We start from the raw sequence: 14193 nt of genomic DNA, 5'->3' as shown, positions 1-14193 counted from the left end.
GTAAAGCATATAGGGGGGAATTGTATGCGTGCAAAAGATATTATGAATAGACCGGTTGTTTTTGTAAGAAATGAAGAATTGTTAGAAGATATTATTAACATTTTAATGAAACATCAAATTAGTGGCGTACCTGTTGTTAATGAGAACAACCAATTAGTAGGGGTTGTGAGTGAAAAAGATTTAATGACAAAGGAAAAAGGTTTAAATATTTCATCATATATAGCGTTTATGACGAGTATATTAGGTATAGATGGGAAAAAGCAGTTAGGAGAAAGTAGGGCAATACTACAAACCACAACTGCCAAAGAAGTGATGTCCACTCCTGCCTTTGCCGTACATGAGGAAGCTACTATTGAAGAGGTTGTATCACTTATGATGAACAGACATATTAATCGCATACCTGTTATTGATGAAGATAACAAGCTTGTAGGTATTATAGGTAGAACAGACTTACTTCCCTTATTGTTAAACCGTTAGGGGGATAGTATGAATAAAGTACAAAGGTTTGCTGTATTAAGCTTTTTACTTATGATGACGTTAGCTTTATCAGGTTGTTTAAACAACCAAGGTGCTTCTAGTGTTAAAGATTTCTTTGATGATTTCAATGGTTATGAAGCACAGGTAAAGGTAAGTTTATTGAAGGATTCAAAACCTAATGTACTAAGGATGAAACAAAAAGCCGATTTAAAAGGCAATTATGAATATATCTTAGAAGAACCAACTCATTTAAAGGGCTTATGTGTCACCTATGATGGAAGGCGCATTACCCAGTACCACCCAGCTACAGGTCAAACAGTTGAGTGTGAACCTAGTCAGGCTCGCCAAGAAATGCTTTTAACCAGTTTTGTAGAACGCTATCAATCCTCTAAAGAGGTGAAGAAAGATGTGGTTAGGCAAGATGGTAAAACTTTAGTGACAATTGAAATGCCTATAGAAGGTGGGTTCAAGTATATGGCTAAAGAAAAGCTTTATTTAGATGAGGAGAAACTGTTACCTATTCAAATGATTATATATGATGAAACAGGCAATATTACCTTACAGGTTGACTACGAAAGTTTCAAATACAATGATTAGATAAGAATGAGAACGTTAAGTTTCTCAGGGAGGTAAATATGGAATCTCTTAGACCACGTGTTGTTGCAGAAGTTAATTTAGGTGCAATAGAACATAATTATAAACAAATTCGTCAGCATATACCGAATCATACAGAAATGATGGCTATTGTCAAAGCAGATGGGTATGGTCATGGTGCAAAGGAAGTAGCGAACTTTTTACAAGAGCAAGGTGTCAATCGTTTTGCAGTTGCTATTGTAGCAGAAGGTGAAGAACTAAGAAGTAGTGGTATCACATCACCTATTTTAGTTTTAGGCTATACACCACGAGCAGATATTAAAGCGCTTATAGAAAATGATTTAACCCAAACTGTTTTTTCTTATGAAATGGCAAAAACCATATCTGACGAAGCAGGCCGCCTTGGTAAGACCGTCAATATTCATTTAAAGGTAGATACAGGGATGGGGCGCATTGGTTTTTTATCGTCACCTAAAAGTATAGAAGAGATTTTAATGATTACAAAACTTCCTCATATTAATTTAGAAGGTATTTTTACACACTTTTCTACAGCGGATGAAGAAGATACAAGTTATACAAAAGAACAATGGAGTATATTTGAAGGCTTTTTAAAAGAATTAAGTGAAGTAGGGCTTGAACTTCCTATTATTCATGCAGCTAATAGCGCAGCCATTATGTGTCATGAGTATACGCATTTGAACTTAGTAAGACCTGGTATTATTCTTTATGGATACTATCCTTCACCTTATTTAGAAGGGAAAGTACTAGACCTTGAGCCAGCCATGACACTTAAAACTCAAGTTGTTCATGTGAAAGAGCTGCCAGAAGGTCAGTACGTCGGCTATGGTAGAAAATTTTACACCCATCAGAAAACTAAAATTGCTACGATTCCAGTCGGTTATGCAGATGGTTATTCAAGAAATTTAGGTAATAAGGGCAGAGTTCTCATCAGAGGACAGTATGCGCCTATAATAGGAAATATTTGTATGGACCAATTCATGGTCGATGTAACTCATATCAAAGGTGTATCCGTAGAAGATGAGGTTGTACTCTTTGGTAAACAACAAGATGCAGTCATTCCAGTTGAAGAAATTGCTCAAAGCTTAGGCACCATTAATTACGAGATTGTATGTATGATTGGTAAAAGAGTTCCACGTATTTATATAAAACCTTAAAAATTTGAATAACATCGTATAAATTTATGAAAAATCGGCAACAATGAAAATAGCTAGTTAGGAGTAAATCACGATGTTAGTAGGGAGTGATTTGCGAATGGCAAAGTCTAGAAGTGATTTTCAGTTGACCAAAGAAGATAGAGAAACAATCCCTGAAATCAAAAAAGAAATAAATACGATGAAAAAAGGCTATAAGGAGATGGCAGCGATTAATTTAGCGCTCTCAAACCTCTATTTTGAAATAGAAAGTGAGGCGGAGTCTTATTATGATCGCATAGCGGAGTGTGAGTAAAGTGCAAGTAAAACGTGGAGATATTTTTTATGCGGACTTAAGTCCAGTTATTGGTTCAGAACAAGGGGGTATTCGCCCCGTATTAGTAGTACAAAATGATGTTGGTAACAAATTTAGCCCTACAGTGATCTGTGCGGCAATCACTTCAAAGATTAACAAAGCAAAGCTACCTACACATGTAGAGATTGATGCAGCAGAATACGAGCTTGTTAAGAATTCTGTTATACTCCTCGAGCAAATCAGAACGATTGATAAGAGACGACTAAAGGAAAAAATCTGTCATTTAGACGATAGGCTTATGGCACAAGTAGACAAAGGGATTATGATTAGTTTTGCATTACAATAAAATACATAAAAAATGTATCTGGAGACTTTGTTTAAGTCTCCTTTTTGTTGCTTTTTTGCATAAAAGGATAGAGAAATAGTTAAAAGATAGGATTCTACGTCGATCGTTGAGCTATTCGAGGTGGGTTGTTTTTTAAGTAGCTAAGAAGTTTTAGTAGGGAGTGAACTTTCTGTGTTATTAATTGCCTACTAATGAGGTGCTATAAGTATTGTAAGGATATAATTCAGGAAATTGACTTTGACACTTGAATAAGATATGGTAGAATAAAGGTTAACATTAGGGGAAGACTAGAATTTGCATAGGACGACTTAAAGGAGATTTACATGGAATTAACAAAGGTTTACATACAGCTTGGCATTTTATTTATACTCATGTTAACGGGCTATCTATTGGGTAAACTTAAATTTTTTACAGCAGAAAATAATGCAACCTTTTCAAAATTTATTGTTAATGTAGCATTACCAGCAGTTATTATTTCTGGAATGAATATGCCGCTGACAAAAGAAAATATGAATAGAGCACTCACAATCTTTGGATTATCATTTATTGTCTATGCGCTGACCTTTATAATCGCTTGGTTCATACCTAAAGGGCTTACAAAGAACAATCAGCAAAGAGGTGTTTTAAGCTTTATGCTCATGTTTTCTAACTGCGCTTTTATGGGATATCCAGTACTTGGAGCCTTACTTGGGCAAGAAGCCATTTTTTATGTAGCTATTTACAATATTTGTTTTAATATTTTAGTTTATACTTTAGGTATTAAATTACTTGAAACAGGCAACAATCAAAGCAAAAGTTTTGATTATAAGCTTCTCATTAATCCAGGGATTATAGCAAGTTTAATAGGCCTTGTATTATTTGTGTCAGGTATAGAGCTGCCAGCATTTATAAGTGGAAGTATTGATGCTATAGGCAGTATTTGCACACCACTTTCTATGATTGTTATAGGAAGCATGTTAAGCCTTTTGTCACTGAAGAAAATGTTTGGGGAAACAAAGATATATATTTTGGCAATTGTGAGACTTTTTTTACTTCCTTTCATTATTTTTACATTATTAAAGTATATACTAAGGATAGAGGATTCATGGCTTATTATGATTCCTGTTATAGTAGCAGGTATGCCTGTGGCTAGTAACGCAGCAATGATGGCAGAAGCTTATGAAAGTGATGCGGAGCTAGCTTCTCAGGGGGTTTTAATTACGACCTTGCTTAGTTGCATTTCTATACCGCTACTTATATACTTTATTTAGCTATTATGAAGAGATAAACATGCATATACTAGAATGAGGACATTCAGCCGAAATAAAAAATAAAATAAAAATGGGAGGGCTTTAAAATGTCAGATGTATTCAGTAAATTAGGGGATAGTTTAAAATCAACACTTAAGGTAGCCACAGAACAAACACAAAAATCAGTAGATCAAGTAGCTTGCAGAACTGACTTAATGAATAAAAGAAATGAATTAAAAAGATTATTTACATCACTAGGTGAAGCACAATACAAATGCTATGTGGAACAAGTTGAATGTGAAGAAAGAGATGCACTTTATGCTAAAATTGATGCACTTAAACTACAAATCACAGAAATTGAACAGCGTTTAGGTGAAATTGTAACAACACAAAAGAGCAGCCTAGACTCTTATAAGAGAGAAGTTAAGTCAACTTGGAATGAACCAGAAACACAAGAGAAAAAAGCAGATCTTGAAGAAGATGGTATTGAGATTTTAAAGGTTTGCCCAGTATGTAATACAGGCAATCATGAATATGCAGCTTATTGTATTAAATGCGGTAACAAATTTGAATAAGCAAATAAAATGCAGCATGAGTACCTGAGACAAAGGAGATGAACAACATGGAAATTAAGTTTACACCACAGGCCCAAATGGCCATTGAATATGCTGAACAAGTTATGACAGATTTTAGACACGGTTATTTAGGAACTGAACATCTGCTTGTGGGGCTTATTCATGCCAAAAACTCTGTTGCCCAAAAGGCTCTTGAAGCATGTGGAATTACAGAAGAAGACATTTTAGATAAAATTAAAGATATTATTGGTATGGGAGGAAGTCCACTGGTAGCAACCAGGGACTTCACCCCACGTGTTAAACGTATATTTGAAATGAGTACCCAACTTGCAAAACAACTAGGCAGTGAGAGTATTGGAACAGAGTATCTTTTAATTTCAGTATTAAAGGAAAAGAATTGTATAGCAGTTAAATTATTAGAAACATTAGGCATTAATATAAGCAAACTTTTATCTGTTTTAATGGAGATGTTAACAGGTAGCACTCAAAAAACAGAAGCTAGCTTTAGTACGACTAAGGCTGGTGAACCAGTAACTAAGTCTACAACACCTACTTTAGATAAATATAGTAGAGATTTAACAACTTTCGCTAGAGAGGGTAAGTTTGACCCTATTGTGGGACGTGAAAAAGAGATTGATCGTGTGATTCAAATTCTTTCTAGAAGAACCAAAAACAATCCTTGCTTAGTAGGTGAGCCAGGAGTAGGTAAAACTGCCGTAGTAGAAGGCTTAGCACAAAAAATAGCATCAGAAGAAATCCCGGATTTATTAAAAGGTAAACGTGTGGTTTCTTTAGATCTTTCTTCTATGATTTCCGGTACTAAATACCGTGGTGAATTTGAAGAGCGTATTAATAAAGTGATTGAAGAAGTAAGGTTAGCAGGAGATGTTATCTTATTTATTGATGAACTTCATACTATTATTGGAGCAGGTGCAGCAGAAGGTGCCATGGATGCCTCTAATATTTTGAAACCTTCTTTAGCAAGAGGAGAGGTGCAGCTTGTAGGTGCTACGACTTTAGATGAGTACCGCAAACATATTGAAAAAGATGCAGCCCTTGAGAGACGTTTCCAACCTGTACAGGTTGAGGAACCTAGTGAAGAAGAGACCTTAGAAATCTTAAGAGGTATTAAAGATAAATACGAAGTGCATCATCAAGTTCAAATTACAGATGATGCCATTAAAGCAGCTGTTAAGTTGTCTGCTCGCTATATAGCAGACCGCTACTTACCAGATAAAGCCATTGACTTATTAGATGAAGCGGCTTCTAAAGTAAGATTACGAGCTTTTACAGCGCCTACTAATATTAAAGAATTAGAGGAACAGCTGAGTAGTCTAGGTGAACAAAAAGAAATAGCTATTATGAATGAAGAATACGAAAAAGCCAGTGAAATTAAACGTAAGGAAAATGAGATTAAAGAAAAAATCGCTAATGCGAAGGTTGAGTGGGATGCTAAGCATACGAAAAACAACCAAGTGGTTGGCGAAGAAGAAATAGCAGATATCGTAAGTAGCTGGACCAATATTCCAGTTAAACGTTTAGCAGAAGAAGAAACGGAAAGGTTAAAGCAAATGGAGAAAATCCTTCATGAACGCGTAGTTGGTCAAGAGGAAGCCATTGTTGCCGTTTCAAAAGCTGTTAGAAGAGGTCGTGTTGGTTTAAAAGATCCAAACAGACCTATTGGTTCCTTTATGTTCTTAGGACCTACGGGTGTAGGTAAGACAGAGTTAACGAAAGCATTGGCAGAAGCTATGTTTGGAGACGAAAATGCCATGGTACGTGTAGATATGTCTGAGTACATGGAAAAGCATACGGTTTCTAAGATGATTGGTTCACCTCCAGGCTATGTAGGTTACGAAGAAGGTGGCCAATTAACAGAGAAAGTAAGACGTAAACCATACTGCGTTGTTTTATTTGATGAGATTGAAAAGGCCCATGGTGATGTATTTAATATCCTACTTCAGATTTTAGATGATGGCCATATTACCGATTCTAGAGGTAGACGTATTAACTTTAAAAATACGATTATTATCATGACTTCAAATATTGGGGCAAGAAGTATTATTTCACCTAAAAAGGTAGGTTTTATCTCAACTGAGGATGCAGAAAAGTCCTATGAAGATATGAAGAAAAACGTAATGGAAGAAGTGAAGAGAACCTTTAAACCAGAGTTTTTAAATCGTATTGATGAGACACTTGTATTCCATCCATTAAGTACAAAAGAAATTAGAGAGATTGCTGATATTATGATTAAGAGATTAATCACACGTATTAGTAAAAACGTAGGAATAGAAATTCAATTAACCGAAGAAGCCTTAGATTTCTTAGGTAAAAAAGGGTATAATCAAGCCTATGGTGCTAGGCCACTTAGAAGAACGATTCAGACCTATATTGAAGATAAGCTTTCAGATGAAATTTTATCAGGAAACTTCAAAGAGGGAGATGTTGTTTCGGTAACTGTAGATGGTGAAGTATGCGTATTTACTAAACAAGATCAGCTTGCAAAGGTAAAGTAAATAAGTCTTGAAATACTAAAATCAAGTGAATAAATTTAAAGATATTAAAATCAAGTAACTACACTTAAAAATACTAGAATCAAGTGATTAAGCTTAAATACACTAAAAATAGGTAAATAAATTTTAGAAACAATGAAATCAAATAAATAGGTTTTATAAGTGCTAAAATTAAGTGTTTGGGTTGAGTAAATTTGATAACGGTTATTTTTTGAATAAACAGACTAAGTAAATAAGTATATAATGTGAGGATAAAGTAAAATTGAATATAAATATTCATATACTTTTCACCTAGTATCATGTATAATAAAGGCATGAATAAGATTTAAAAATAGAGATAAACAAAGAGATAAAACATTGGAGGATTTAGCAATGGCAGTTGTTAATGAAATTATACGTGTTGAAGAAAACGGGGCACTTAGTTTTGGTAACTACGAACTTCAAGAGAAAACAAAAGTAGTAGACTTCGAAGTAGAAGGTAGATTTTATAAAGCAAAAACTTTTTACGAAGTAACTAAACTTAAAAGAGATGGTGCTTTAGTATATGAGTCATTACCAGGAACAGCAGTGCACCAGTTTAAAGTTACAGATAATGGTGTGAGCTTTGAAGTAGAAGGTAATGGTAGTTCACAAATCACCATGGAATTAGAACCAGCTACGGACTATAAACTTATTATTAGTGATGTAACAGTAGGCAATATTCGTTCAACTGTTTCAGGAAAATTAAGCTTTTCTGTAGACTGTGCAAAAGAAGCACAAACAGTAGAAATTAAAAAAGTAAAATAATAAAGTCTATAAGGTCGCCTAAGGAAGAAAGTTTCCCTAGGCGATTTTTTAGTGTGTTCATCATGATGATACACTGGTCCGAATAACAAAAATCATATGAAAGACGTATGTATGGATGAGCTTGATAAGTAGACCTAAGGTCCATAATACTTGAAAATGAATATTATAAACAGTCAGATAGATAAGAAAATGGCATTTTTATTGAAGACTCAGAGATAAAGAACTAGAGTGAATTCCAAAGTTATATTCTAAGTAGTGATATAAATTGGAATGCCAAGAAGTCAGAAGGAATCATAGAAATTAAACTTCAATAAATGATTTTGTGTTTCTTATTCGATAGGCGAATAAAGGGTACAATTATCATGTGAATGGAAAAATTAATCCTAAATACGGGAATAATAGATATACTATTAGATATAATTTCTAAGTATCACTATATATAATGAAGAAAAAATAGTAAGTGCATTATATCTAATAATGCGTGCTAAGCAATGCATCCCTGAATCAAGGGAATGGAGAAAGAATAAAGGAAACAAAAGATCAGTAATGCGTTCATGATCAACTCATATGAGAAGTATAAGAAAAGTAGTTTTAAATGATAAAAAGGTTTATACTATAAATGATGCTCAAGGGACTGTAAAATAGCAGTATAGAATAAAAATGATAAGTTTGAGTGCAGGAAAAATTATTTTTCTTTATAGCAGTAAGGCACTAAAAACTTCTATGTATAGTAGAAGAGGGGTAGATTTAAATAAGGGATAGAAAAAGGATAGAAAAAGGATAGAAAAAGATAAAGATAAGAAAAGATAAAGATAGGAAAATAAATAAAATAAATAAAATAAATAAAATAAAGAAACAAGGAAAAATAAAAAGATAGTATAAGATAAGAAAGGAATAACTATGGCAAAAGCAAAGCAAATTTATGTATGTACAAGTTGTGGACAAGTCTATTCAAAATGGCAAGGAAAGTGTGATGCCTGTAAGGAATGGAATACAATAGAAGAACAACAACCAGAGCCTGTAAGAAAAACAGGGGGTGCTAGAAGTAAAGGTTCTATTCCTACTAAAAGGTTAGTTGATGTAGAAAGTAGTACATCCGCTCGTATTATTACAGGGATTAGTGAATTTAATCGTGTAATGGGCGGTGGTATTGTTAAGGATTCTCTTACTATTATTACAGCTAGACCTGGAGCAGGTAAATCTACCTTGTTACTTCAGGTAGCTCAAGATGTAGCTAATCAAGGTATGAATGTTCTCTATGCTTCAGGAGAAGAAAGTGATAGCCAAATCAAAAATAGAGCAGAACGTATTTTAGAGAGTATTCATCCGAATATATGGATTCATTCAGATGTAAGTATGAATCATGTTTTAGATTTAATAGAAGAAGTAGAGGCAGACCTCATTATAATAGATAGTATTCAAACCTTTATCATGGAAGAGTATAACTCAAGGCCAGGCAGTCCTGTGCAAACTATGGAATGTGCTAATGCGCTGTTACAAGTTGCGAAAAATGGTACAAAGCCTAGGGCGATTATTATTGTAGGACAAATGACAAAAGATGATGAAATTGCTGGGGTTAGAGCACTAGAGCACTTAGTAGATGCTGTACTTATTATTGAAGGAGAAAGTGGCGAAGAACTGAGAGGAGTAATTGCATCTAAAAATCGCTTTGGTTCTACAGGAGAAGCAGCTTTCTTTGCTATGACAGAAAGAGGTATGGAACCTATTGAAAATCCATCAGAGTATTTTATGACCATGAGAGAAAAAAATGAGCAAGTTTCTGGGTCAGCCCTTACTGTGGTTAGAGAAGGTTCAAGGCCTATTATTGTAGAAATTGAAAGCCTTGTTAGTACGTCATTTACCCCTTATCCAGCTAGAATCAGTGAAAATATGAAGAGAGAGCAACTTAATACGCTTATTTCTATTCTAGAGCAACGAGGTAAGGTACAACTTTATGATAAGAACGTAGTTGTAAAAACAACAGGTGGTTTAAAACTTAAGGAACAAGCTGTTAACTTAGCTGTAGTCATGAGTGTTGTTTCCTCAGAAAAAGGAAAAGGTATACCAAGTGACACTATTTTTATAGCAGATATTGGCCTTACTGGTGAACTTAAAAGAGTACCAACTTTAGAAGCGAGGCTAAAGGAAGCTGATCGCATGGGATATAAAAAAGCTTATGTAGCTAGAAAGGCTCTTCAAAGAGAAGTGACATTTAAAAATCTACAAGTTATTGAGAAAAACACATTAAGTGAAGTGATTTGGAGTGTGTTTGAAGAAAGAAAGGACTTACCATTTTAAATATGACATACTATTGTCAAATTCCATAACTTATAATGTCCATATCATAGTATATGAAGGAGAGATAATAAAATGGAATATGAAATAGTTAATATAACGGAGAAGCTATTAGTAGGTGTAGGTGCTCGCACTAATAATCAATCGCCTAATGTAACACAGATTATAGGAGGTTTATGGCAGCAATTGTTTGGTGAAAACCTCTATTTAACAATGAATCAAAAGAAAGATGATACAACTATTTGTCTTTATGATCACTATGAAGCAGATTGGACAGGAGATTATGATGTAACAATAGGGTGTGAGGTAAATACTATAGAGGGGAATGAGGCTTATATAGTTAAGCATATTCAAGCGGGAAGATATGCCAAGTTTATTTTAAAGGGAGATATGAATCAAGTTGTACCAATGTTTTGGAATAAACTTTGGCAAATGAAAGAATTGAAGAGAAGCTATAAGAGTGACTTTGAACACTATATTAATAATGATGTACAGAATAGTGAGATTCATATGTATATAAGTATAGAATAAAACTTTTTACTTGCATGTATTAAGTCGGAATGAAACATGATTAGAGAAATAAAAAAGCAACGTGACAAATGTCACGTTGCTTTTTTATTTCTCTATAGTAATAGCATCAACTGGGCAGCTACTACAAGCTTCTTCAGCAGCTTCTACTAATTCATCTGCGATTGAATCTGCAATTGGTTCTGATAAACCGTCTGCGTTCATAGTAAAAACTTCTTCAGATATAGATGCACATAAACCGCATCCAATACATATATCATGATCAACGATTGCTTTCATATAAATATACTCCTTTTATAAAAATATTGCTCTACTATAAGTAGTAGAAGATATAGTTATTATAACACGAAGTAATATTAAAAGATAGTAGTTATTGATTATTTAATATTCAATAAAAAGATGGATAACTTCCAAAAGCGACGTATAAATGCAATTTTAAATGCATCAAGCTGCAAAATACTCAGTTCTATAAGTTTTTTGCTTATATGTAAATAAGATTTAAAAGGATAAGTAATGCTTGATTATCAAGGCTCTTTATATGTTATATGTTACATGTACATATAGTTTACATAAATTAACTGGTTAACGCTCTTGCAAAAGCTAAATCTTGTTGTTATAATAAGACCAGATTAAATGAGTTGACATAAAATAAAATGACAGCAGGAGGAAAAGTATGAAGACGGAAAAGAAAAGACAGAAAAAGTCTCTTATTGAGACGATTGGTAAGAAGATACCCGATCCAGTTATTATCTTTATGGGGTTATTTGCCATTACTATGGTTTTAACATATTTCTTAGGCGGAAAAGAGTTCTCAACTTTAGCAAAAGACGGTAGTACAATTACTTATCAAATTAAAAATATGTTCGAAGCAGAGAATATGAGATGGATTTTTGATAACGCGCTACTTAAAAACTGGTTATCATACGGAAACGGCGTATTAGGAACAATTCTTGTTGTTATGTTAGGTGTTGGTTTAGCAGAACAATCAGGTCTTTTATCAACACTTATTAAAAAGGTAGGTCTAAAAGTATCAGATAAGTTTTTGCCATTCATACTTGTATTCTTAGGGATTATGAGTAGTATAGCAACAGATGCAGGATATATTATTCTTGTCCCTTTAGCTGGTTTACTTTATGCAGGGCTTAAGAAAAATCCACTTATCGGTATGGCAGCAGCCTTTGCTGGGGTATCAGCAGGGTTTAGTGCTAACCTGATTCCAGCAACACCAAGTGATATTATTTTAGGTACTAATGCAAAAGCTTTTGCTGAGGCTCAAGGTATACCTTTTGTGACAGCAGCTGGTAAAGCTATTACACCAGCAACAATGCATTACATTTTCATTGTGGTATCAACAATTGCCTTAACACTTGTTGGTGGCTTTATAACGATCAAATTTATTAAACCAAAATTAGAAAAACAAGATTATACTATTCCAGCAGACATGAACTTAAATGAGTTTACTGTTAAACCAGAAGAAAACAAAGCTTTAAAATGGGCAGGACTTGGTCTTCTTATTGGTGGAGCGGTCGTAGCACTTCTTGCATTTGGACCTTTAGCTTCTTATGAAGTAGTAGATGAAGCAACTGGCGTGGCTAAAACAGTAACACCATTAATGGATAACATTATTTTAATCATTACTTTCGTATTCTTTATGCCAGGTTTATTCTATGGCTATAAAGTAGGTAAGTTTAAAAAGATGGAAGACGTTGTAAAAGCAATGTCAACTGCTATGAGTTCAATGGGATATACTATCGTGTTAACATTCTTCTCATATAACTTTTTGGCACTTCTTAGTGAGTCACAACTTGGAACCTATTTAACTTATTTAGGTGCCACAGGTCTCCAAAATATGGGACTTGCAGACTATCCAATTCTATTATTAATCGGATTTATTATTACAACAGCAATAATTAACTTGTTTGTTGGTGGTATGACATCAAAATGGATGTTACTTGGACCGATTTTCATTCCTATGTTATATAATGTAAATAGTTCAATGACACCAGATATGGTTGCAGCAGCATATCGTGTAGCAGACTCTTCAACTAATATTATTACACCATTAATGTCTTATGCAGGTTTAATTCTCGTATTCATGAGAAAATATAAACCTGAATACTCAGTGGGTGATTTAATCAGTTTAATGTTCCCATATTCTATGGCGTTCTTAGTAATATGGACAACTATCCTTATTGGATTCTTCACATTTGGTATCCCATTAGGATTCTAAGAAAATAAAAAGCGGTTACTATTTTTAGTTTTAGACACTAAAAATAGTAACCGCTTTTTATTGAGCCATCATTTATGATGAACATGGATAAAAGATAAGAGAATAATTGCTAAATCATTAAGAATCAATGTAGCATATAAGTTATCATCTTATTTTAAGTGGATTATTCTGTTTCAACTTGACCACGTTGGTAAACCTCATGCCCAACAAAACCAGTTTTTAAGTCCTCCCAAAATTGTTCTTTGAACACAGGAGGGAATATAGGAATTCCAGAAGATTTTAATTCCTGTTCAGAAATGAAGCGACATTCTTTAATATATTGTTCTACAACTTCAGGATCAGTACCAGCTTCTAAATCTTCAATATTATCTACAGTGGTTAAAAAAAACATTCCTAGATGATGTGTATTGATAGCATAATCCACATATTCACTCATATAAATAAGCTGTATAGGACGACAACGAACATGACACTCTTCTTCAACTTCGCGTACAATGGTATCAATAACACTTTCTTCAGGTTCCATACCTCCACCAGGAAGGGTCCACCATTCAAAGCCTGTACGGGGATCTTTTTGACGAAGAACAAGTAGTTCATTGTGTTCATTTAATATGACAGCGGCAGCTCTTGGTCGTAGATTCATAAAAGCCTCCTCAGACTAGTGTGTCATTAATCTACGAACATTATAGCACGAGTTATAAATAATAAATAGGAAAAGTATACAATTCTTAGACATTTTGACAAAATATTAGCGTAAGGAGTATTTGCCCAGTAGTTCAGTGCGGTATTTTTCTTTTTCTAATACATCTGAAAGCGAGAGGTCAAAAGTGTTAGCTATAGCACCTAAATAGAAAAGAACACGCCCTAATTCCTTTTCAAAAAGATCTTCACAACTAGGACATAATTTCCCTGAAATATGAGTACACATTGCATTTTTAATTTCTTCTATAGATGAACTTTCAGTGAAAGTATAGGTTTGTTTATGAGCCTCTATTGTAATGCAGCCACAGGTGGTAGCAGCTTTAGAAATAGTTCGGCAGAGGTGTGTGCAGGCATCTTGTAACTCAGTAGTTTGATCTAAGATACTCTTATTTCTTATTAAAATAGTATCGATGAAATCTTGAAAGGCTTCAAGTTCAGTTGACATATAAAT

The 14193-nt window shown here is 34.0% G+C and carries 15 protein-coding genes; 12 read left to right on the top strand and 3 right to left on the bottom strand.

From position 1 onward, the window contains the following. Positions 1–24: 24 nt before the first annotated feature. The 11 genes from EKH84_RS18030 to EKH84_RS17980 all read left to right on the top strand — a co-directional run bounded on the left by EKH84_RS18030 (position 25) and on the right by EKH84_RS17980 (position 10813). The gene (locus tag EKH84_RS18030; protein WP_127067358.1) at positions 25–477 is read left to right on the top strand and encodes a CBS domain-containing protein; all 453 of its coding nucleotides are present in this window, start codon (positions 25–27) and stop codon (positions 475–477) included. A 9-nt stretch (positions 478–486) separates the two neighbouring features. Further along, on the top strand, positions 487–1074 hold the full coding sequence (locus tag EKH84_RS18025) for a LolA family protein (protein WP_127067357.1): 588 nt from the start codon (positions 487–489) through the stop codon (positions 1072–1074). A 38-nt stretch (positions 1075–1112) separates the two neighbouring features. After that, positions 1113–2246, top strand: coding sequence for an alanine racemase (alr, locus tag EKH84_RS18020; protein ID WP_127067356.1), 1134 nt, complete (start codon positions 1113–1115; stop codon positions 2244–2246). A 73-nt stretch (positions 2247–2319) separates the two neighbouring features. Further along, positions 2320–2538 carry a hypothetical protein gene (locus EKH84_RS18015; RefSeq protein WP_127067355.1) on the top strand — a complete coding sequence of 73 codons (219 nt, stop codon included), beginning with the start codon at positions 2320–2322 and terminating at the stop codon, positions 2536–2538. A gap of 1 nt (position 2539) precedes the next feature. Beyond that, on the top strand, positions 2540–2884 hold the full coding sequence (locus EKH84_RS18010) for a type II toxin-antitoxin system PemK/MazF family toxin (protein ID WP_013657992.1): 345 nt from the start codon (positions 2540–2542) through the stop codon (positions 2882–2884). A gap of 323 nt (positions 2885–3207) precedes the next feature. Beyond that, positions 3208–4134 carry an AEC family transporter gene (locus tag EKH84_RS18005; protein ID WP_013657991.1) on the top strand — a complete coding sequence of 309 codons (927 nt, stop codon included), beginning with the start codon at positions 3208–3210 and terminating at the stop codon, positions 4132–4134. 86 nt (positions 4135–4220) lie between these two features. Next, entirely contained in the window at positions 4221–4688 is a 468-nt protein-coding gene (locus tag EKH84_RS18000) for a hypothetical protein (RefSeq protein WP_013657990.1), read from the top strand. Between the two features lie 47 nt (positions 4689–4735). After that, on the top strand, positions 4736–7204 hold the full coding sequence (locus EKH84_RS17995; protein ID WP_127067354.1) for an ATP-dependent Clp protease ATP-binding subunit: 2469 nt from the start codon (positions 4736–4738) through the stop codon (positions 7202–7204). A 369-nt stretch (positions 7205–7573) separates the two neighbouring features. Beyond that, positions 7574–7987 (top strand): hypothetical protein, encoded by a 414-nt coding sequence (locus EKH84_RS17990; protein ID WP_013657988.1) that lies wholly within the window; start codon positions 7574–7576, stop codon positions 7985–7987. Positions 7988–8887: 900 nt separating this feature from the next. Continuing rightward, positions 8888–10285, top strand: a complete 1398-nt coding sequence (gene radA / locus EKH84_RS17985) for a DNA repair protein RadA (RefSeq protein WP_013657987.1) — start codon at positions 8888–8890, stop codon at positions 10283–10285. A gap of 72 nt (positions 10286–10357) precedes the next feature. Continuing rightward, positions 10358–10813, top strand: a complete 456-nt coding sequence (locus tag EKH84_RS17980; RefSeq protein WP_013657986.1) for a GyrI-like domain-containing protein — start codon at positions 10358–10360, stop codon at positions 10811–10813. An 84-nt stretch (positions 10814–10897) separates the two neighbouring features. Here the strand turns inward: EKH84_RS17980 and EKH84_RS17975 are convergent, their stop codons facing one another. Further along, positions 10898–11089 carry a ferredoxin gene (locus tag EKH84_RS17975; protein WP_013657985.1) on the bottom strand — a complete coding sequence of 64 codons (192 nt, stop codon included), beginning with the start codon at positions 11087–11089 and terminating at the stop codon, positions 10898–10900. Positions 11090–11483: 394 nt separating this feature from the next. On the opposite strand from EKH84_RS17975, the gene EKH84_RS17970 reads away from it, so the two are divergent. Further along, positions 11484–13040, top strand: a complete 1557-nt coding sequence (locus tag EKH84_RS17970) for an AbgT family transporter (protein WP_013657984.1) — start codon at positions 11484–11486, stop codon at positions 13038–13040. A 163-nt stretch (positions 13041–13203) separates the two neighbouring features. On the opposite strand, the gene EKH84_RS17965 is transcribed toward EKH84_RS17970, so the two are convergent. Then, the gene (locus tag EKH84_RS17965) at positions 13204–13683 is read right to left on the bottom strand and encodes an NUDIX domain-containing protein (RefSeq protein WP_013657983.1); all 480 of its coding nucleotides are present in this window, start codon (positions 13681–13683) and stop codon (positions 13204–13206) included. A 105-nt stretch (positions 13684–13788) separates the two neighbouring features. Continuing rightward, positions 13789–14187 carry a DUF1573 domain-containing protein gene (locus EKH84_RS17960; RefSeq protein ID WP_127067353.1) on the bottom strand — a complete coding sequence of 133 codons (399 nt, stop codon included), beginning with the start codon at positions 14185–14187 and terminating at the stop codon, positions 13789–13791. Between the last annotated feature and the right edge of the window lie 6 nt (positions 14188–14193).

This window comes from Cellulosilyticum sp. WCF-2, from assembly GCF_003990395.1.
Taxonomy (GTDB): domain Bacteria; phylum Bacillota; class Clostridia; order Lachnospirales; family Cellulosilyticaceae; genus Cellulosilyticum; species Cellulosilyticum lentocellum.
This window is presented reverse-complemented; position numbering and strand designations above follow the sequence as displayed.

Coding starts and splice junctions, on each gene's coding strand:
- EKH84_RS18030 (WP_127067358.1), top strand. CDS start 25: ATGCGTGCAAAAGATATTATGAATAGACCGGTTGTTTTTGTAAGAAAT.
- EKH84_RS18025 (WP_127067357.1), top strand. CDS start 487: ATGAATAAAGTACAAAGGTTTGCTGTATTAAGCTTTTTACTTATGATG.
- alr (WP_127067356.1), top strand. CDS start 1,113: ATGGAATCTCTTAGACCACGTGTTGTTGCAGAAGTTAATTTAGGTGCA.
- EKH84_RS18015 (WP_127067355.1), top strand. CDS start 2,320: ATGTTAGTAGGGAGTGATTTGCGAATGGCAAAGTCTAGAAGTGATTTT.
- EKH84_RS18005 (WP_013657991.1), top strand. CDS start 3,208: ATGGAATTAACAAAGGTTTACATACAGCTTGGCATTTTATTTATACTC.
- EKH84_RS18000 (WP_013657990.1), top strand. CDS start 4,221: ATGTCAGATGTATTCAGTAAATTAGGGGATAGTTTAAAATCAACACTT.
- EKH84_RS17995 (WP_127067354.1), top strand. CDS start 4,736: ATGGAAATTAAGTTTACACCACAGGCCCAAATGGCCATTGAATATGCT.
- EKH84_RS17990 (WP_013657988.1), top strand. CDS start 7,574: ATGGCAGTTGTTAATGAAATTATACGTGTTGAAGAAAACGGGGCACTT.
- radA (WP_013657987.1), top strand. CDS start 8,888: ATGGCAAAAGCAAAGCAAATTTATGTATGTACAAGTTGTGGACAAGTC.
- EKH84_RS17980 (WP_013657986.1), top strand. CDS start 10,358: ATGGAATATGAAATAGTTAATATAACGGAGAAGCTATTAGTAGGTGTA.
- EKH84_RS17975 (WP_013657985.1), bottom strand. CDS start 11,089: ATGAAAGCAATCGTTGATCATGATATATGTATTGGATGCGGTTTATGT.
- EKH84_RS17970 (WP_013657984.1), top strand. CDS start 11,484: ATGAAGACGGAAAAGAAAAGACAGAAAAAGTCTCTTATTGAGACGATT.
- EKH84_RS17965 (WP_013657983.1), bottom strand. CDS start 13,683: ATGAATCTACGACCAAGAGCTGCCGCTGTCATATTAAATGAACACAAT.
- EKH84_RS17960 (WP_127067353.1), bottom strand. CDS start 14,187: ATGTCAACTGAACTTGAAGCCTTTCAAGATTTCATCGATACTATTTTA.